16 protein-coding genes are annotated in these 19,677 nt (G+C 62.6%); 3 read left to right on the top strand and 13 right to left on the bottom strand.

Going from position 1 to position 19,677, the window contains the following annotated elements; genetic code table 11:
• Positions 1-112 precede the first annotated feature (112 nt).
• From OHD58_RS21770 to OHD58_RS21745, 6 genes are all read right to left on the bottom strand, one after another.
• Complete coding sequence (locus tag OHD58_RS21770; protein ID WP_263805567.1) at positions 113-2,170, bottom strand: bifunctional aldolase/short-chain dehydrogenase; 2,058 nt, start codon at positions 2,168-2,170, stop codon at positions 113-115.
• A 93-nt stretch (positions 2,171-2,263) separates the two neighbouring features.
• Positions 2,264-3,232 carry a sugar-binding transcriptional regulator gene (locus OHD58_RS21765; RefSeq protein WP_263805566.1) on the bottom strand — a complete coding sequence of 323 codons (969 nt, stop codon included), beginning with the start codon at positions 3,230-3,232 and terminating at the stop codon, positions 2,264-2,266.
• A gap of 126 nt (positions 3,233-3,358) precedes the next feature.
• The gene (locus tag OHD58_RS21760; RefSeq protein ID WP_263805565.1) at positions 3,359-4,243 is read right to left on the bottom strand and encodes an NAD-dependent epimerase/dehydratase family protein; all 885 of its coding nucleotides are present in this window, start codon (positions 4,241-4,243) and stop codon (positions 3,359-3,361) included.
• Between the two features lie 45 nt (positions 4,244-4,288).
• On the bottom strand, positions 4,289-5,365 hold the full coding sequence (locus OHD58_RS21755; RefSeq protein ID WP_263805563.1) for a tartrate dehydrogenase: 1,077 nt from the start codon (positions 5,363-5,365) through the stop codon (positions 4,289-4,291).
• A 75-nt stretch (positions 5,366-5,440) separates the two neighbouring features.
• Complete coding sequence (locus tag OHD58_RS21750; RefSeq protein WP_263805610.1) at positions 5,441-6,154, bottom strand: FadR/GntR family transcriptional regulator; 714 nt, start codon at positions 6,152-6,154, stop codon at positions 5,441-5,443.
• Positions 6,155-6,294: 140 nt separating this feature from the next.
• Positions 6,295-7,290 carry a substrate-binding domain-containing protein gene (locus OHD58_RS21745; protein WP_263805562.1) on the bottom strand — a complete coding sequence of 332 codons (996 nt, stop codon included), beginning with the start codon at positions 7,288-7,290 and terminating at the stop codon, positions 6,295-6,297.
• A 410-nt stretch (positions 7,291-7,700) separates the two neighbouring features.
• Between OHD58_RS21745 and OHD58_RS21740 the strand changes: the two genes are divergently transcribed.
• Together OHD58_RS21740 and OHD58_RS21735 are read left to right on the top strand one after the other, a co-directional pair.
• Positions 7,701-8,483 carry an ATP-binding cassette domain-containing protein gene (locus OHD58_RS21740; protein WP_263805609.1) on the top strand — a complete coding sequence of 261 codons (783 nt, stop codon included), beginning with the start codon at positions 7,701-7,703 and terminating at the stop codon, positions 8,481-8,483.
• A gap of 20 nt (positions 8,484-8,503) precedes the next feature.
• Positions 8,504-9,502, top strand: a complete 999-nt coding sequence (locus OHD58_RS21735; RefSeq protein ID WP_263805559.1) for an ABC transporter permease — start codon at positions 8,504-8,506, stop codon at positions 9,500-9,502.
• Positions 9,503-9,541: 39 nt separating this feature from the next.
• Here the strand turns inward: OHD58_RS21735 and OHD58_RS21730 are convergent, their stop codons facing one another.
• The 6 genes from OHD58_RS21730 to OHD58_RS21705 form a co-directional block, all read right to left on the bottom strand.
• Complete coding sequence (locus tag OHD58_RS21730) at positions 9,542-12,700, bottom strand: efflux RND transporter permease subunit (protein WP_263805557.1); 3,159 nt, start codon at positions 12,698-12,700, stop codon at positions 9,542-9,544.
• A 69-nt stretch (positions 12,701-12,769) separates the two neighbouring features.
• On the bottom strand, positions 12,770-13,981 hold the full coding sequence (locus tag OHD58_RS21725; RefSeq protein WP_263805556.1) for an efflux RND transporter periplasmic adaptor subunit: 1,212 nt from the start codon (positions 13,979-13,981) through the stop codon (positions 12,770-12,772).
• A 66-nt stretch (positions 13,982-14,047) separates the two neighbouring features.
• Positions 14,048-14,305, bottom strand: a complete 258-nt coding sequence (locus OHD58_RS21720; protein ID WP_263805554.1) for a hypothetical protein — start codon at positions 14,303-14,305, stop codon at positions 14,048-14,050.
• 135 nt (positions 14,306-14,440) lie between these two features.
• Positions 14,441-14,806 carry a hypothetical protein gene (locus OHD58_RS21715; RefSeq protein ID WP_263805553.1) on the bottom strand — a complete coding sequence of 122 codons (366 nt, stop codon included), beginning with the start codon at positions 14,804-14,806 and terminating at the stop codon, positions 14,441-14,443.
• A 115-nt stretch (positions 14,807-14,921) separates the two neighbouring features.
• Positions 14,922-16,070, bottom strand: a complete 1,149-nt coding sequence (locus OHD58_RS21710; protein ID WP_263805552.1) for a porin — start codon at positions 16,068-16,070, stop codon at positions 14,922-14,924.
• Between the two features lie 566 nt (positions 16,071-16,636).
• Positions 16,637-17,602 (bottom strand): hypothetical protein, encoded by a 966-nt coding sequence (locus OHD58_RS21705; protein WP_263805550.1) that lies wholly within the window; start codon positions 17,600-17,602, stop codon positions 16,637-16,639.
• A 251-nt stretch (positions 17,603-17,853) separates the two neighbouring features.
• Here OHD58_RS21705 and OHD58_RS21700 point away from each other — a divergent pair, with 251 nt between their 5' ends.
• Entirely contained in the window at positions 17,854-18,474 is a 621-nt protein-coding gene (locus OHD58_RS21700; RefSeq protein ID WP_263805548.1) for a TetR/AcrR family transcriptional regulator, read from the top strand.
• Positions 18,475-18,548: 74 nt separating this feature from the next.
• Here the strand turns inward: OHD58_RS21700 and OHD58_RS21695 are convergent, their stop codons facing one another.
• Positions 18,549-19,658 (bottom strand): mandelate racemase family protein, encoded by a 1,110-nt coding sequence (locus OHD58_RS21695; RefSeq protein ID WP_263805547.1) that lies wholly within the window; start codon positions 19,656-19,658, stop codon positions 18,549-18,551.
• Positions 19,659-19,677 lie beyond the last annotated feature (19 nt).

Below are 19,677 nucleotides of genomic sequence, written 5' to 3'. Positions count from 1 at the left end.
ACGCGCCCCGAATACGATTTCGGGTCAGGTCAGTGGAAAGAAGGAAGACATGAACATAGCGGGCGAGACATAAGCCAGCCCCGCCCGCCAGACAAGACGTACCGAACGATTTCTACCGTAGCGCCGCCGCGATGTTGCCGCCGTCGACGGTGGTGACGTCGGCGGTGGTGCGTTCGGCGAGCGCCTGGTGCAGGAAGGCCTGCGCGACGTCCTCGGCCGTAACCTCCTGGCCGAGCAGGTTGCCGGACATGTAATCCTTTTCCGAAAGCCCGCGCGCCGTCGAGCGGCTGGCGATCATCGCGTCGGTTAGAAGACCGGAACGGATGCGGTCGGCGTTGACGGCGTTGGAGCGGATGCCTTCCGCGCCATATTCCAGCGCGTATTGCCGCGACAGGAACAGCGTCGCCGCCTTGGGCAGGCCATAGGCGCCGAATTTGGCGCCCGGATTGACCGCCTGCTTCGACGCGTTGAACAGGAGCACGCCGCCGGTACCCTGCTGGCGGAAGATGCGCACGGCGTTCTGCGCCACGCTCTGATGGGCGAAGAAGTTGAGCTCGAAACTCTTGCGCAGCAACGCGTCGTCGATGTCGGCGATGGCGCCTTCCCACGCCGCACCCGCATTGGACACCACGATGTCGACGCCGCCATAGGCAGCGACCGCCGCATCGAAAGCGGCGCGCACGTCCGCCGGCTTGGTGATGTCGCCGCCGACGCCGATCGAATTGTTGCCGGCCTGCTTCGCTGCCTCGGCTGCCTTGGCTGCGTCGAGGTCGACGACCACGACGTGCGCGCCCTCGCGCGCAAAGACCTTCGCCGTTGCCGCGCCGATGGCGCCGGCCCCGCCGGTGACCAGCACGATCTGGCCGGTCAGCGGCTTCGGCTTGTTGGCGGCAAGCTTTGCCTGCTCCAGCGACCAGTATTCGAGCGGGAAGAGATCGGATTTGGCGAGCGGCCGGAAGGTGCCGATTGCCGCGGCACCCCGCACCGCCTCCATCCACATCTCGCCGACATCGGAGGCGATCTTCGCATCCTTCAGCGTGCGGCCGTGGCCGAACATGCCGAGACCCGGCACCAATGACAGCCGCGGCATCGGGTCGAGCATGGTGCGCTTCACATCGTCGAGCGCGTCGTTGGCCTTGAAATAATCGGCGTATTCGGCGGCATATTCGGCGATCGCCTTGCTGATCTCGGCCTTGTAGTCGCCGAGCCTGGCGCCGTCCGGCGCCGGCAGCACCATCGGGCCGGTCTTGATGCGGATCGACAGATCCGGCGTCGACACTCCGGCAGCCGCATAGTCGGCCAACGCCGCGGAATTGACGAATTCGAGGATTTTGTCCGAGGTGCGGAAGTCGCTGACCATGCGGTCGAACCGGCCCTCGCCCTTCGCCACCGCGACCGCGCCACGCAGCATCGGTGCGATGTCGCCGGGAACCACCGGTGTCGCGGTCAACTTCACCGGCGCCAGCGGGTTCTTGCCGTGTTTGGCGACATATTCCTCGGCTACCGTGACGTAATAAATCATCCGGTCGTAGGCCTGTCTTGCATCGTCGCCGAAGGTGAAGATGCCGTGCTTGTCCAGGATGAGGCCTTCGACGGAAGGATCGGCGTCGTAAATATCCGCCGCCGCCTTGGCGAGGTCGAAGCCCGGCTTGATGTAGGGCACGAAGCCCATCTTGGCGCCGAACACCTTGCGGGACAGTTCTTCGCTGTCTTCGCCCTGGTCGACGATGGCGAGGATCGCGGTCGAATGCGTGTGGTCGACGAATTTGTGCGGCAGGAAGGCATGCAGCAGCGTCTCCACCGAGGGATTGGGCGATGACGGGTCGATGAGGTTGGCGCGCTGCAGCGCCACCATGTCCTCGTCGGAAAGCGCCTCCAGCGCGCGCGCCTTGAGCAGCGGCGCCAGCTTCACCGCCGGCAGGCCCTGCGGCTCGATCACCGCCATGTCCCAGCCCGAGCCCTTGACGCAAAGCACCTGCCACTCGTCGCCGACGAGATCGGTGACCTTCGTCTTGCAGGAGGTGTTGCCGCCGCCATGCAGGACGAGACGCGGCTCGCCGCCAAGGAGCCGGGTCGTATAGACGCGCAGCGCCAGTTCGCGTTCGACGCCCTTCGCGGCATAAGCGGTCACCATCGCTTCGGCGTCGGCGTCGTTCCAAAGATTTTTCATTCGATCGTCCACATCGTCGTTGTTCGAGTTCATTGATTTCGCGCCGCCCGAGACCGGCAGAAATGTCGTCCTGTATAGGCCCTGCCTGTCTTGCTATTGCGACAAGGGTTGGGGATTGGCCTTGCGGTGGTCGAGCAGCCGCCTCGCCATGGTCGCGGTCACCACCAGATGCGAGCACAAGCCGCCGGCAAGTGCCGCCAGCAACGGGTTCAGCTTGCTGTCTTCCTGCACCACGACCATGCGTTTCGGAATGGACCTGATCGACGCAGGGTCGGTCGAGATGACCCGGCGATTGTAGCCGCAGTCGAGCAGTTCGCCGGTCGCGTCGATCATCTGGCCGGCGAGGACCCCCGCCGCGCCGGCGTCGCGCAGCGCATAGACTTCCGCCGGGCTGAGCGCGCCGCACTTCACGATGTGGCTGTCTTCGTCGACCGTGCCGATGGAAAACAGCGCAAGGTCGCAATCGGCGACGCTTGCCAGTTGCTCGCGAATGACCGGTTCGGCGCGTAATTCCTGCGCCAGCCGCTCGCTGGTCAGCACCAGCGGCGCGTAAAAGTTCAGGCCTTTCGCGTTCAGCCGCCGGGCGATCTCCATGGTGCACTGGTCGGGGCGGTAGGAATAAGGCGCGCCGAGATTGCCGCAGAGCTGCACCACCGTGACATCCTGGAGGTCGGCGAACGACATCACGTCGGCCATCGCATAGACGGTGCGGCCCCAGGCGACGCCGATGCGGTCGCCACGATTGACGAGTTCGAGGAAGACACTGGCCGCAACTGCCGGAATTTCCGCTGTCGGATCGAGCGCGTGGCGCTCCTGCGGCACCACCCACACCGCAGTCAGCCCGAACGCATCTTCCAACTGCCGCGCCAGCACGTCTTCGGTGAACAGCTGCGTGGAGGTCGAGATGTTGACGATGCCGGTATCGCGGGCCTTGCGAAGATACATGGCAACCGAGGCGCGCGAGATGTTAAGCTGCTTCGCGACCTCGTCCTGACGGAGTCCGTGCGTGTAATAAAGCCATGCCGCCTTGTGAATGATCTGTTCCGAGGCCCGGATCGCCATAAAGCCGCTCTCTCCCGTCCTCGACATTATTCACCGACGCTGACAAAAGTCAATTCGGGGAATGATGGGACGAAAGAGAGCCCGTGAACCTGTCTCGTTTGGACACCTGCGATCCGCGGGACGGAATTACTTCCGCCAGCCGTGCTTTGGCCGGAAGCCCAGCATCTCGCGCGCCTTGCGGTTGGACAAAAGCGTCTCGTATTCGCCGAATTCGCCCTTTACCGGCACGCCCGGATAATAGCGCTCGATCAGTTCGCGGCTCGGCAGGCCGGACGACGTGTCGTCGTTGACCGCGTTGAAGACCTGATAGCCGAGGCCATCCTTCCCGACCGCGAGATCGGTGATCTGGCCGAGGTCGCGCGCGTCGACATAGCTCCAGGCGATACGCTTGCGGAAGGCCGGATTGTCGATCCACTTGGGGACGAACTGCTCGTATTCATGCGGCTCGATCACATTGCCGATGCGCAGCGCATAGATGTCGAAGCCGCTGCGCAACGCGAAGGCACGCGCCGTCTTCTCGTTGACGACCTTCGACAGCGCATAGGAATCCATCGGGTCGACATCATAGTCCTCGTCGAGCGGGAAGTAGACGGGATCGCGGGGCTCGTTTGCGAACACCAGGCCATAGGTCGTCTCGCTGGAAGCGACGACGATCTTGCGGATGCCGAGCTTCACCGCCGCCTCGATCACATTGTAGGTGCCGAGCGCATTGATGCGGAACACCTCGTTGTCAGGCGTGATCATGATGCGCGGGATGGCCGCGAAATGAACGACGGCGTCGACCGGTTGCGCGCGCAGCGACGGATCGAATTCGTGCAACCCCATGTAGCTCGACAGCGCGTTGAACACCTGGCCGCTGTCGGTGATGTCGGTGATCAGCGTGCGCACCTTGGGATTGTCGAGCGGCTTGCTGTCGATGTTCAGCACCTGGTGGCCCTGGTCGACGAGGTACTGCACGACATGGCGTCCGGCCTTGCCGCTGCCGCCGGTGAACATGATTCTTTTTGTCATTGTCTGTCTCCAATCCATTGGACGAACATGGTTTTTGATCGTCAGCTAGATATTCTCGCCATTGATGGCGGCAATCACCGCGTCGGTGACACTGCGCGTCGTGGCCTGCCCGCCGAGGTCCGGCGTATGGAAGGACGCGTCGCGCGTCACCCGCTCGACCGCGCGCATCAGGCGTGCCGCCGCGTCATCCTGGCCGAGATGGCCGAGCATCAGGCTCGCCGTCCAGAACGTCGCGACGGGATTTGCGATACCCTTGCCGGTGATGTCGAAAGCGGAGCCATGAATCGGCTCGAACATCGAGGGAAACTTCCGCTCCGGATTGAGATTGGCGGTCGGCGCGATGCCGATCGAACCGGCAAGCGCCGCCGCAAGATCGGAAAGGATGTCGGCGTGGAGGTTCGTCGCCACGATGGTGTCGAGCGACTGCGGCTGCAGCGTCATGCGCACGGTCATGGCATCGACCAGCATCTTGTCCCAGGTCACGTCCGGAAATTCCGTGGCAACCTCCGCGGCGATTTCGTCCCATAAAACCATACCGTGGCGCTGCGCGTTGGATTTGGTCACCACGGTCAGGAATTTGCGCGGCCGCGAACGCGCGGTTTCGAATGCAAACCGCATGATGCGCTCGACCCCGGACCGCGTGAAGATCGACACCTCCGTGGCGATCTCGTCAGGCAGCCCGCGATGCGTGCGCCCGCCCTGCCCGGCATATTCGCCTTCCGAATTCTCGCGCACGATCACCCAGTCGAGTTCGCCGCCGCCGACGCCGCGCAACGGGCTGGTGATGCCCGGCAGCACCCGCGTCGGCCTGACATTGGCGTACTGGTCGAAGGACTGGCAGATCGCCAGCCTGAGTCCCCACAGGGTGACGTGATCGGGTACATCGGGAGCACCGACGGCGCCGAACAGGATGGCGTCATGGCTGCTGATCTGGCCGAGCCCGTCGGCGGGCATCATGCTGCCATGCCTTTTGTAATGGTCGGAGCCCCAGTCGAAAAAATCGAAGGCCATGGCAAAGCGCCCGTCGCGCCGGGCGACAGCATCGAGGACCTCGGCACCGGCAGCGACAACCTCCTTGCCGATGCCGTCGCCCGGAATCGTCGCGATGCGAAAGGTCTGCATTGTCAAAACCCGTTTCGTTGATGTGCCGCGCCGGGCGGCGAGATTTGGAGACCAGCCGGCACCAATCACATACCGCTAGGAGCCGATGATCCTATCGGTATTGGCCAGCAGCTTCCGCACCGCCGCGCGCGCGGCTTCGGGCCGTTGCAACCGGATATTCTTCTCGATGTTCTCATGCATCTTCTGCGCGTTGTGCAGGTCGCCGAGCTCCCGGCTGGTAAAGCTGAACAGATGATCGAGCGCGGATTCGATCAGCACGCCGAGCGGCACCAGAAGGTCGTTGCCGGAAGCGCGCAGGATGGCAAGATGAAAACGCGTGTCGGCCCGCGTGCGCTCGATGAGCGAAGTCGCATGGCCCATCTCGAAACAGTTCTGGCTGATTTCGGCCATCTGTTCATCGGTGCGCCGCAGCGCGGCAAATGCGGTCGCCTCGGGTTCGATGATATGACGGAACTCCTGCACCGTCCTGAGAAAGGCTCCACGATCCGGCGACATCGCATACCAGGCCAGCACGTCGCGATCGAGCAGGTTCCAGCGTTCCCTGGGCTCGACCCAACTGCCGATCTTGGGACGCGATGCCAGAAGGCTCTTCGCCATCAGCATTTTTATCGCTTCGCGCACCGCCGAGCGGCTGACATCGAAGGTTTCGGACCATTTCGCCTCGTTCGGCAGGATCGTTCCCGGCGGATAATCGCCGCGGACGATTCTCAGCCCGATTTCATTGGCCAGCGAAGCATGCACGCTGGTTCCGGTGGCGCGGAAAGTGTTCAAGTCCTTGCTGCGCTCCACGACCTGCGCCGCTTCTTTTAGCGCCAGAGGTGTCTTCACGTTCCGCCCCGCTTGATCCGGTCCGTCATGTCACGTTCGGGCAATCCGGCTTTCATCGGCGGATGGGCGCGCGTCATGCACGCGCGCCCATCGTTGTTGGATTACTTCTGGATGCAGGTATCGACCGTATCCTTGGTGCATTCGTCGAGGCCGGTGAACACCGGGTCGGCGACTTCCTTGCCGGTAATCAGATCGATCATCACCGACGGAGCCTTGTAGCCCATCTCGAACGGCCGCTGTCCGACCAGCGCCGTGACGAGGCCTTCCTTGGCGATCGCAACTTCATCGCCGATGGTGTCGGCGGCGCCAATGACGAACTCGTTGCTGGCGATCTTGTCGGCCAAAGGCTTGAACAGGTCGCGGTAGGGCTGCGGCGCGCCGAACAGCGGCCAGCCGCCCATGATGCCAAAGCCGGCCAGATCGGGATTGGCCGCGAGGATGTCGGTCATCGCCTGGACGCCCTTGGCGCCGTCGTCATTGGTGAAGACCGGGCAGCCGGCGACTTCGGTCCAGCCGCCCTCGCCCTTGAGCTCTTTCAGCCCTTCCTGTCCCGACAGCGAATCACGCCAGCCCTGGGCGCGACGCAGGATGTTGTCGGCGCCGGGATTGCCCTGGATCGAGCAGACCTTGCCGCCCTTCGGGTTCGCCTCCTTCATGTAGTCGCCGATGCGCTTGCCCATCAGGTAGTTGTCGGTGCCGAGATAGGTCTTGCGCAGTGCGGCATCCTCGACGGTCAAGTCGGCATCGAGGGTCATGATCGGGATGGTCGGCGCGGCGGTCTTGATCGTCTGCGCGATCAGCTTGGCGTTGGACGGCGAAATCGCCATCGCGACGGTCGACGGCTTGCCGAGCATGTCCTGCACGATCTGCGCTTCGCCGGCCTCGTCCGAAGTTGAAGCAGGACCGGTGTAGAAGCATTCATATTCCGAGCTTGCATTCTCGGAATTCCATTTCTGGCAACCCTGGTTGATCGCCTCGAAGAAGGGATTGTCGAGACCCTTCACGACGATGACCAACTGCTTCTTCTCCTGCGACAGCGCCTGGCTCGCGCCGAGCGCCATCGCGGCGGTTGCCGCAAGCAATAGAAGTTTCCTCATTTCAGTCCTCCCGTTGAACAGGCGGGCACGGCGTGTCCGCCACCAGATCGACCCGGACATCACGTAAGCCGATTTTGCTCTCGCTTACATTCAACGCCAGGTCGATAAGCTTTCAAATCGCAGTCACGGGCCGGAAAGACACGGCCCGAAAAGGTCATGAACTGTGGACGGCCGGAATTCCCTAATCAGCATGTCGCGCTGATCGCGATGACCAAGACGCCCTTCTCCGCCGCTAACTAATATCGCCCGGCTTTGCCCGTCAACGGTATTTGTCCTACAAAACTGATTTTAACCGATGTTTCCGGCCGGCGCTGATTGACGCTCGCGCACGGGTTTGCATAAATGCGCCGACGTTTCCCGGGGAGGTTGGGAAACAGATCTCCGCGATGCCCGTATCAAAACGACGATAAATCCGGGCCGTTGCGCCCTTGCTGGGAGGCAGAATACCGGTGGCAGTTCTCGAACTTACCAACGTCTCCAGACATTTCGGCGCCATCCAGGCCGTCAATGACGTGTCGTTCTCCATCGAACCCGGCGAAGTGGTCGGGCTGATGGGCGACAACGGCGCGGGCAAGTCGACGTTGGTGAAGATGATCGCCGGCAACTTCCGCCCGAGCGAAGGCTCGATGAAGATGGACGGTGCCGAACTGGTGCTGCACAAGCCGGTCGACGCTCGCCGCCACGGCATCGAGATCGTCCATCAGGATCTCGCGCTCTGCAACAATCTGACCGCGGCGGCAAACGTCTTCCTCGGCCGCGAACTGCGCAAGGGCGTCGGACCGTTCAGCGTGCTCGACTATGCGACCATGTACCGGCGCGCCGGCGAAATCTTCAAGGAACTGAAATCCGAGACGCGGCCCCGCGATCTCGTCAAGCAGATGTCCGGCGGCCAGCGCCAGGCGGTGGCGATCGCCCGTACCATGCTGTCCGAAGCCAGGATCGTGCTGATGGACGAGCCGACCGCGGCGATCTCGGTGCGTCAGGTCGCCGAAGTGCTGAACCTCATCCGCGAGCTGCGCGGCAAGGGCATTGCCGTCGTGCTGATCAGCCACCGCATGCCAGACGTGTTCGACGTAGCCGATCGCGTCATCGTGATGCGGCGCGGGCGCAAGGTCGCCGACAAGCAGATCGCCAGAAGTTCACCCGAGGAAGTCACCGGGCTGATCACCGGCGCCATCGAGCAAGTGGCTTAGTCCAGAGGATTCGCGTCGAAATGGCTACCACCCTCGAACAGACCATCGCACACAAGCAGCAGAGCTGGCTGAGCCGCATCGTGGGCACACAGACCTTCTGGGTGCTCTGCGCGGTCCTGCTGGCCTGCATCTACCTGTCCTTCGCCACGGACTCCTTCGCGACGACGAAAAACCTCTACAACATCACCCGCAACGTCACCTTCGTTGCCATCATCGCGCTTGGCATGACGCTGGTGATCATAACGGGAGGCATCGACCTGTCGGTGGGCTCGGTGCTGTGCCTGTGCAGTATGGTTCTCGGTGTGACGATGCATGCGGGCTACGGCATCGAAGTCGGCATCGCCGCGGCGATCGCCACCGCATTGATCGTCGGCGCCTTCAACGGCGTGCTGATCGCCTACCTCGGGTTCCCGCCATTCGTGGTGACGCTCGGCATGCTGTCGATCGCCCGCAGCCTAGCGATGGTCGCCTCCGGCAACACCGTGGTTTTCGAGTTTGGCCCAGACCACAACCTGCTGCTTTCCCTCGGCGGCGGCGCCTGGTTTTTCGGTATTGCCAATCCAGTGATGTACATGATCGTCCTGGCGCTGCTCACCGGCTTCGTGCTGCGCTGGACGAGGTTCGGCCGCCACGTCTACGCCATCGGCGGCAACGAACATGCCGCGACGCTGACCGGCGTTCCCGTGAAACCCATCAAGGTTGCCGTCTACATGATCTCGGCGCTCTCGGCCGGCATCGCCGGCATCATCCAGACCGGCTGGCTCGGCGCCATCACCACCAATATCGGCGCCGGCCTGGAGTTGCAGGTGATCGCGGCGGCCGTCATCGGCGGCGCCAACCTCGCCGGCGGCGTCGGCACGGCCTTCGGCGCGCTGGTCGGCTCGGCGCTGATCGAGGTCATCCGCAACAGCCTCGGCCTGCTCGGCATCAACGCATTCTGGCAGGGCACCTTCATCGGCGGCGCAATCATCCTCGCGGTGCTGTTCGACCGCATCCGCAACTTCCGCCAGAGCGAATAGGCCGGACCAACCAGCCTATCCAATGGTCATTTTCGCAGCCTACTCGGCAGGCGCATGCGCTCTCTCCGCAGCCGGCGTCTTGTGCACCAGCTTGCGCAGGGCGACGTAGAAAACCGGTGTCAGGAACAGGCCGAACAGGGTCACGCCAAGCATGCCGGCGAACACGGTGATGCCGGTGACGGCGCGCACCTCGGCGCCGGCGCCGTGGCCGATGAGCAGCGGAACGGTGCCGGCGATGAAGGCGATCGACGTCATGACGATCGGGCGCAGCCGCAGCCGGCAGGCCTCGAGTGCTGCCTCGACGATGCCCTTGCCCTCAATCTCCAGCTCGCGGGCAAATTCGACAATCAGGATCGCGTTCTTGCACGCCAGTCCTATCAGGACGACAAGGCCGACCTGGACGAAGACGTTGTTGTCGCCGCCCGTCAGCCAGACACCGACCAGCGCGGAAAGAATGCACATCGGCACGATGAGCACGACCGCCAGCGGCAGCGTCCAGCTTTCATAGAGAGCCGCAAGCACCAGGAATGCCAGCATCACCGACAGCGGGAAGATGAACAGAGCGGTATTGCCCTGGGTCGATTGCTGGAAGCTCAAATCCGTCCATTCGGTGACCATGCCGTTGGGCAGCACCTGGGCCGCCAGCTGGCTCACCTTCGCCATCGCCTCGGCGGACGACAGCACTCGCGGGTCCGCGTCGCCGATCACGTCGACCGCGGGGTAGCCATTGTAGCGCATCACCGGGTCGGGACCATAGGTCTGCGTGACCTCGACCATCGAGCCGATCGGCACCATCTCGCCGCGATCGTTGCGGGTGCGCAATTTGGCGATGTCCTCGACCGTGTCGCGAAATTGCCCGTCGGCCTGTGCGTAGACTCTGAAGGTGCGCCCGAACCGGCTGAAATCATTGACGTAGGTCGAACCGAGATAGGTCTGCACGGTTTCAAACAGGTCGGTCAGCGCCACGCCTTGAGCCTTGGCCTTGACGCGGTCGACGTTAAGGTCGAGCTGCGGCACGTTGGACTGGTACGTGCTGATCGGGAACGTCATGCCGGGCGTTTGCATGACCGTGCCCTGCAGCGTCCCCAGCGCGGTCTGCAAAGCCCCGTAACCGAGTTCGGCGCGATCCTCGATATAGAGCGAGTAACCGGAACCGCTGCCCAATCCGAACATCGCTGGCGGCAGGAAGGAAAAGGCAAAGCCTTCCTTGATGCCGGCTATCTTCTGGTTGATCTCGGCGTTGATTTCGGCAGCACTCCGATGGCGCTCGCCGAACGGCTTGAGGATGATGAAGGACACGCCGGTGTTGGGCGTGTTGGTGAACTGCAGCGCATTGAGGCCGGGGAAGGAGACCGCGCTGTCGACGCCCTCGACCCCAAGCGCAGTTTCGGTGATCCGCTGCAGCACTTCATCGGTGCGCGACAGCGAGGCGCCCTCCGGCAATTTGGTGCCGCTGATAAGGAAGCCTTTGTCCTGGCTCGGGATGAAGCCGCCCGGCACTGTCTGAAACATGAAACCGGCCGCCGCGAGCAGCAGCACATACACCGCGAACACCGCGCCGCGCCGGCCAAGCGTGCGCGACACCGCCCCCTGATAACCCTTCGAGCTCATGTTGAAGAAGCGGTTGAACGGGCGGAACAGCCAGCCGAACAATCGGTCGATCAGCCGTGACGGCATGTCCTTCGGAGCATCGTGCGGCTTGAGCAGCAATGCCGCCAGGGCCGGCGACAGAGTGAGCGAATTGATCGCCGAGATCACCGTCGAAATGGCAATCGTCACCGCGAACTGTTTGTAGAACTGCCCGACGACCCCATCGAGAAAGGCCATCGGTACGAACACCGCACAGAGAACGAGCGCGATCGCCACGATCGGCCCGGACACTTCCTTCATGGCCTGGTGCGCCGCCGCCAGCGGGGTCAGCCCCTCCTCGATATTGCGTTCGACATTCTCAACGACAACGATGGCGTCGTCGACCACGATGCCGATCGCCAGAACAAGACCGAACAGGCTCAACGTGTTGATGGAAAAGCCGAGCAGGTACAGCACCGCGAAGGTTCCGACGATCGACACCGGCACGGCGATCAGCGGGATAATCGATGCGCGCCATGTCTGCAGGAAGAGGATGACCACCAGCACGACCAGAACAACCGCCTCCAGCAGCGTGGAGACAACGGCGTTGATCGAGTCACGCACGAAGACCGTCGTGTTGTAGACCGACGTCCATTCGATGCCGGGCGGAAAACGCGTCGCCAGCTCATCCATCTTGGCGCGCACGGCATCGGCGATTTCGAGCGCGTTGGCTCCGGGCGTCTGGAAAATGCCGATGGCCACAGATTCCTCGTTATTGAGCTGCGCGCGCAAGGTGTAGTCGCTGGCGCCGAGTTCGATCCGCGCAACATCGCCCAGCCGGACAACCTCGCCGGTGCTGCCGGCCTTGACGACAACATCGCTGAATTCCTGTTCCGTCTGCAGCCGGCCCTTCGCGTTGATCGAGATCAGGAAATCACCGTTCTGGGGCAGCGGCTCGGCCCCAAGCTGACCCGCCGAGACCTGAAGGTTCTGCTCGCGGATTGCCCGCAACACATCACCCGCCGTCAATCCGCGCGAGGCAACCTTGTCCGGATCGAGCCAGATGCGCATGGCATAATCGCCGGAACCCCAGATCAGGGCCTGGCCGACACCCGGCAGGCGCGCCATCTCGTCCTTGATCTTCAGGTTGGCGTAGTTGCGCAGATAGAGCGAGTCATAGCTTTCATTGGGTGAAAACAGATTGATGACCATGGTGAAGTTGGGCGACTGCTTCTGCGTCGTCACGCCCTGCCGCACCACTGCTTCCGGCAACCGCGACTGCGCCTGGCTGACACGGTTCTGCACGCTGACCTGTGCTGCGTCCGGGTCGGTGCCCGGACGGAAGGTGACGGTGACGAGCAGCACGCCATCGGAGCCCGCGACCGACTTCATGTACATCATGTTCTCGACGCCGTTGATCGCCTCCTCCAGAGGCGTCGCGACGGTGTCGGAGATCTCTTTTGGATTGGCGCCTGGGTAGACCGCGCGGACCTGGACGGTCGGCGGCACAACATCGGGATACTCCGATATCGGCAGCAGCGGCAGCGCGATCAGGCCCGCCGCGAAGATGATGATCGACAGGACGGCGGCAAAGATCGGCCGGTCGATAAAAAACCTGGAGAAGTCCATGGGAACATCCTCGTTCGGACGAAGCCGATCATTGGCAAGCAAGCGTTCGGCGGATCGCCGAACCTCGAATTATTCCGCCGCGGCCACAGGCTCCGGCTTCAGCTCCGCTGGAGCGTCCTCGCCGATGGTCTGCGGGTTGACGGGCATTCCGGGCATGAACACCTTCTGCACGCCATCGACGATGACGCGATCCTGCTCGGTCAGCCCGGCGGTCACGATGCGCAGGCCGTCCGCCATGCGACCGAGTTCGACATCCTTCCGCTGCGCTGTGCTGTCAGGGCCGACCACATAGACATATTTGCGGTCCTGATCGGTCAGCACCGCCTTGTCGTCGACCAGAAGGGCAACCGATTCGCGCGCGCCCTCCAGTTGCACGCGGGCGAATAGGCCGGGTGTGAACCGGCGCTCGGCATTGTCGAGAATGGCGCGGATGCGGATTGTGCCGGTGCTCGGATCGACCTGCGGATCGGTGAAGTCGACCGTGCCTTCATGCGGATAGCCCTGCTCATCGGCGAGGCCGACGCGCACCGCGTTGCTGGACGCGCTGCGCTCGCCACGGCGGGCGAGTGCCACGTAGCGCAGATAGGTGCGCTCGTCGCTGTCGAAATAGACATAGACCGGATCCTGCGACACCAGCGTGGTCAGCAGGGTGGAATCGGCCTGCACGAGGTTGCCGACCGTTACCAGCGCCCGACCTGCCCTACCGGAAATCGGCGCGCGCACCTTGGTGAATTCGAGATTGAGCGCGGCCTCCGCCAACGCGGCCTCAGCCGCGTCCACGACGGCGTTGCTCTGGGTGACGGATGCCTTGCGGGTGTCGGCCTGGTCGCGCGACACGGCATTGCTGGCCAGCAGGGTCTGTGCGCGACTGTCCTGGACCTGCGCCAGCTGGGCGGCGCTGCGCGCGCGTTCCAGTTCGGCCTGCGCGCTTTCGAGCTGGGTGCGGTAGCGGCGCTCGTCGATGACGAACAGCAGGTCGCCCTTGTTGATCTCCTGGCCTTCCTTGTACGCAACGCGTTCCACATAGCCGCTGACACGGGCACGCAGTTCGACCGCCTCCACCGCCGCAATGCGGCCGGTGAATTCGTCCCACTGGCGCACCGGCTTCGACACCACCTTGGCCACACCGACGTCCGGCGGCGGTGGCGCGGTCCCTCCTACGGCCTCCGGAGTGCAAGCACTGACGATTGCGGCACCCAGCACGCCGAAAAGCAGCGCGACGAGCTTCCTGCCGATCCTTGTCCCGCGCGGCAGGACATGCTTTCGATCAAGCTTGTTCATGATCTTTGTCTCTTCCTGATTTCTGCGATCGCCGGTCCGGCAGCGCCACATCGCAATCGCGGCAAACTATTCCCGGTCGCGCCTGTGATAATCGGTCACCGGCACCTTGATTTCATTGCCGAGCGACGAGGTCGTGTTCATGTCCGGCATCACCAGGCCGTGCAGTGAGAGGCCGGCAAGCAAGGCGACATAGACCGCCAGCGCAGCGACCAGCCGGATGATCTCCCGACGCCCTCCCTTCGGCGCGCAGCCGAAATGACGGTCCCAGATCACCTGCTCCGACGGATGAGGGGTCTCATCGCCCGTATGTCTGAAGTCCGTCATTTCATCGACCGTCATCGTTTTAGGCACTGCGGATGGATGTTACTCGTGGGTAACATTCCGGATTGTTACTAGCTGGTAACATCGATGTCAAGCAGCGGCGCCAACCTGGCGCGATATCCAGACGTGGCAGCGGCGCTATTGCCGCGAGAATGCCGCGATCGTCGCCTTGCAGATTCGGTTGAGCTTTCGGCACGCGTCCCTGGAGTGACCGTCGCCCCGAATCCCCTCGACCAGCAGCATCAGCGTGTCCGCCAGAGTATCCGCCTGGTCGATGCCGGTGCTCCGGCACAGTTCGGCCAGCCGCCCCTCATGATTTTCCTCCGCCGCCGGAACACGGGGCGAAACCGGTGCCGACGCCGAATCGCGGGCAAACTCATGGTGAGTCGTCATGCGGTCGACCCAGGCAGTCAGCCGTTCGACCGGATCGGCGAAATTCTCGTCCAGATACCGCCAGACATCAGCATCGCCTTCCGCCGGGTTTCCGTGTTTGTCCGAAGACATCTGCTTCCAGCTACCATCTTGTGGGCGGTAAAACGTCGATAGCGGCCCTCCGGATGGCGGGCCGCTATCAAAGGGTGGAACCGGGCCCAAGCCCGGTTCCAAGAGCCGGCGAGGCTTAGAAGTTCCGCTGGAAACGGATGAAGCCGCCGAATTCGCCATCGTCGAAGGCGCTGCCGATGCCGTCGTCGAAATTCTCGGCATAAGCGATTTCCGGCGTGACGACGAAGCCCGGAACCAGCTCGTACGAAACGTTGGCGACAGCCGAGAAGGTCTCGAAGTCGTCATAGGCGAGCTGGACGTTGATCGCAGCCTTCGGCGAAACGACGTAACGGCCGCCGCCCCAGACTGCCCAGGTGCCGCCCCAGTTGCCGTAGTAGTTCGGGCCGGCATCGTCGACGCCGCCGATGTCTTCAGCAGACTTGTAACCGGCCATGACGAAGAGAAGGAGCGAGTCCGTCGCCTTCACGTCCAGTTTCGCCTTGACCGCGAACTCTTCCCAGACGGCATCGTAGGCGCCAACCACGTGGACGCCGCCCCAGCCGCCGGCATAGCCGACGCCGGCCACGACGTGCGGCACATAGTCGTCGAGCGTGTAGTCGATGCCTTCACCCTCTTCCACCGCGACAGCGGCGGTGAAGCCGTTACCGGCGTTGAAGGTGTAGGAGATCTGGTGCGTGTCATACGGGCCGAACGGCACGGCGAAGTCGTCGTTGATGATCGTGCCGGCATAGTCGGTGAACGTGGTGAACAACGAATCGGTCTTGCCGACCCGGAAGCCGCCGAGTTCGATATAGGCCTGGTTCAGGATGAACTCGTTGGCGGTGTCGACGACGGGGCCGTCGGCGGTGCCGTCACCGTCCAGGTCCACGGCGCTCTGGTTCGTATCCCACTGGAAGCGCAGCGCCGCATAGGCACGCAACGTGCCGAGTTCCGTCTCGGTACGCGCATCGAGATTCAGCTGCAGACGTGCACGCTTGTAGTAGGTGTCGTTCTCGTTGTAGTCGCCGTTGTCGGCCCAGTCCTTCTTGTCGAAGGACGTGAGGCCGAAAAGCTCGCCAACGCCGACGTCGTAGCGCATGTAGCCGCCGATCTTCAGGCAGGTCTCGGTGCCCGGGATGTAGTAGTAGCCAGCGCCGTACACGTCGCAGACGCGGACGTATTCGACTGGTTCCGGATCGGCGATGACCACGGCATCAGCCGCCTGCGCCCCGGTCGCGGCAAACAGCGCGGCGGCCGAGCCGAATAAAAATTTCCTTATCGACATATCAATCTCCAGTTGGTGGAAGCGGCATGAATCCCCGCTTCACAAGGCCTATCGCCGAGCGCCTGACAGGGTCAAAGGACAAAACTGGAGGTATCTGAAGCAGCTCTTAGTGAGGCAATTCTGCAACGAAACGCGCCTTGAAGCCTGAGAAGGCGGCCGCTGGCTCGATGCCGGATCCACACATATCCGCCTGATTTTGAACAAAAACGGACACTTCATAGAATACGGCCGCGGCAAACCGGACGGCAGGGTCCTTCCACCATTCGGGAACCGCTTGCCCATTTTGGAAAACAAATCCGGAAACCATCAACGTGCTAGCAAGCGATTTTAAGAAAGCCGAGTCCGTTTCCAAAAAATAGAACCAGATATGTCCTTTGACAGGGATTTTGTGAGTTGGCAGTGTGAGGGTGCTTTTTCTGATCAGTGTAGAAGGACTGCTTGGTCAAGAAGGCGATTGATGCGTTTTCATCTCCAGTCAACGCTCGGAGACCTCGCTTCTTCCCTGAGCGAGGTCTCCTAAGACTGGCGGGTCATCTGTGTAGTTAAAATAACCTGTGAACGATCTCTTAGCGATCGAACGGGAGCAGGTCGTAATCCCGGTTGGCGAGATGCATGTCGAACTGCGCGCGCGTCACATTCATCGCCACCAGATTCTCGAAGACATCCCGCAGCGGCGGCAATATCTGAATTTTCCTGCCGCCATCCTGGAGCAGGCGCACCAGGCCCTCGGCCTCCGCCTTTTTCATGAGGCGCCTGATGTGCGTTCTCGACACCGCAAACTGCGGCGCAATCTCGTCGAAGGGAAATTCGACGATTTGTTCGTCGCCGGATTGCACCGCATCGCCAATGCTCATCAGCTTGAAGAGCAGTATCTCGCCGCCATCCGAAGTGGCAAACAGCTGCGAGCCCATGAGGCTGGAAATCAGGGAACTCCTGTTCAGCAGCGAATGGATGGTCGAAGCGAAATAGCGTTGGAGGAAGTCGTCGCTGTCGATCAAGGCGCGATAGTTGCGCGACGGAAACAGCGTGTCGGCGGAGGTCAGCGCAATGCGAAGTACCCCCCTCGCCCCGGCGACCAGCCGCTCGGTGGGAACGATATGCATCGACCGGCGATCCTGGTCGTTTTCCATGCGCCGGACCAGGCCGATCCGCTCCAGCAGCAGAACCGTCGCCGCGGTGGTGTTTTTGCTGCAGACACCCGTCGCGGTGGTCAGGTTCTGGATGGACGAAAGAGCGGTCGTGAGCGCCTCGGCGTCTGCCGTCGACGGGCAGGTCTCCTCCCCCTCGCGAAAATGCAGTGACAGGATGGCCATGCAGATTGTCTGGCGCGCGATGTTGGCCATCGCCCGGTTGACGAGGTAACGCCCCTGGAACAACTCGACCATGCCGCGCGCGTAGTCGAGAGCGATCGCATGGAAATCCGGGTGCCATCGCAGAATGCGAATGCGCTGCTCGAACCACTGCGCACGGGTCTCGTGACTAATTCCGGCGAGTGTCTGCGGCAATGGCAGCGGGCGAAAGGGAGCATTCATGTCTTGAATCCAGGCATCAGATGCGATTGCGCGGGACGGTCAATCAGGACCGGCGTCGTCGCGAGACGACCCGCGAGGGGTGCCGCACCGCCGGCAGGAACGTCTTGGGGAGAATGCGGCCGGCGCAGGAAAATCGGAAAAACGGATGTGCATAGTGCCCCTCGGTTCCCCTGCAAGCATCGAGTTTGACAGTAGCAAGTCAGCATGTTACTGGGTTGTAACATCGCGATTGTTACTGGCGGGTAACATCTATGTCAAGAACCGAACTGCACAATCCTGACAGCGCCTTGCGCCTGTTGGACGAGTGCGCCGCAAAGACCCCTCCTCGGGAACGCATCCTCACCAGTGCGGCCGAGCTTTTCCGCACGCACGGGTTCGGGGCCGTCGGTGTGGAGATAATTGCCGAACAGGCAAATTCCAACAAGATGACGCTCTACCGGCACTTCGGCTCGAAAGAAGAGCTCCTGTGCGCATGCCTTCGCATGCATGCCGAAAAGACCACCGAGATCTGGCGGTCCCTCGATGAAAAATATCCGGACGACCCGAAGCGGCAGTTGCGCGCCTGGGTCGAGGGCGCCACCGAGGTGGTGTTCTCAGACGACAGCGCCTGCCTGCTCGCCAACGCGGCGGTCGAGCAGAAAGACACCAACCACTGCATTCACCAGATCATCGCCGACGCCAAGGAAACCTACAGACTCAAACTGACCGATCTGTGCCGGCGTGCGGGAATAGCCCAGGCCGAAGAACTCGCCGACGCTTTGACCCTGCTGTTCGACGGAGCCAGGATCAGCAGCCAGAGCTCCGGGCCGGAAGGGCCGCATCAAAGGCTGAAGCAATCGTGCCTTGCCATGATCAACGCATTTTCGCGTTGAGCGGCACGCCGCGGCTATCGCTCCTAGCACCGCGGCTTGGCAGGGATGACTGATCCTCGCCGCTCGCGATTCACCTAGGTGAGAACCCGCGTCTTTGAGGCTTCGATCAATTCGAAGTCGATTTCGACGCCAAGTCCCGGCTCTTTGGGAACGCTGACGAAGCCGTCCCGGCCGACGGAAAGATCGTTGATCAGCCCGCATTTCTGCGCCTCGTCGGGCAGCACGACTTCGAAGAACTCGGTGTTCGGGATCGCGCAGAATACATGCAGGTTGGCGACGTTGTTCAGCGAATTGCCGCCATGGTGGAGTTCGTAGTTGAGCCGGAATGCCTCGGCCAGGTGTGCTGTCTTCAGGCAGGCGGTGATGCCGCCCTTCAGCGCCACGTCGCCGCGCAGCGCATCGGTCGCCTTCTGCGAGACCCACGGCTCGTAAGCGTGGAAGGCGCCGGGTGAGAGTTCGGTCGCGACGACCTGGATATCGAGCTTCTGCTTGAGCTTGGTGTAGTTGTAGATGTCCTCGAAGGGCAGCGGATCCTCGAACCAGTAGTAGCCGAGTTCCTCCAGTTCGCGGCCGACCATGAGCGCCTGCGGATAGGTGTAGACGCCGGTGGAATCGAACATCAGCCGGTACTCGTCGCCGACCGCCTTGCGCACCGCGCGGGCAACTTCGAGATCGGTTTTCGGGTCCAGGCGCGGCGGATGAACCTTGTAGGCCGCGTAGCCGTGCTCCTTCACCGCGAGCGCTTCCTCGATGTAGTTCCCGACATCGGCCCATCCCGGCGAACTGGCATAGGCGGGCGCCTTGTCCCTGAACCCGCCGATCAGTTGGTGGATGGGAAGGCCGGCAACCTTGCCGGCAATGTCCCATAAAGCCACGTCGATCGCGCCGACGCACCGCCAGGTGGAGAGTCCGGCGCGGCGCGCCATGTCCTTGTAGATCGCCTCGCGCTGCAGCGGATCGCGCCCCACCACCACCGGTTTCAGCGCGATGATCAGTGATGCCGCGTCGAGTTCGGCGGTGCGCACCGGCGAGCCGAGGAATGCATGCCCCTGAATGCCCTCGTCGGTCGACACCGTCACCAGGCCCATCGACAGCTTGCCGGACCCCGGCAAGGTGTGGCGTCCGTATGATGCCTTCGGGATGGTCCGCTCGAACATCGTCACGGTGAGATCGGTGATTTTCATCGCTGTTTTCCTCCCGGTG

Source organism: Mesorhizobium sp. ZC-5, from assembly GCF_025753855.1.
GTDB lineage: Bacteria > Pseudomonadota > Alphaproteobacteria > Rhizobiales > Rhizobiaceae > Neomesorhizobium.
This window is presented reverse-complemented; position numbering and strand designations above follow the sequence as displayed.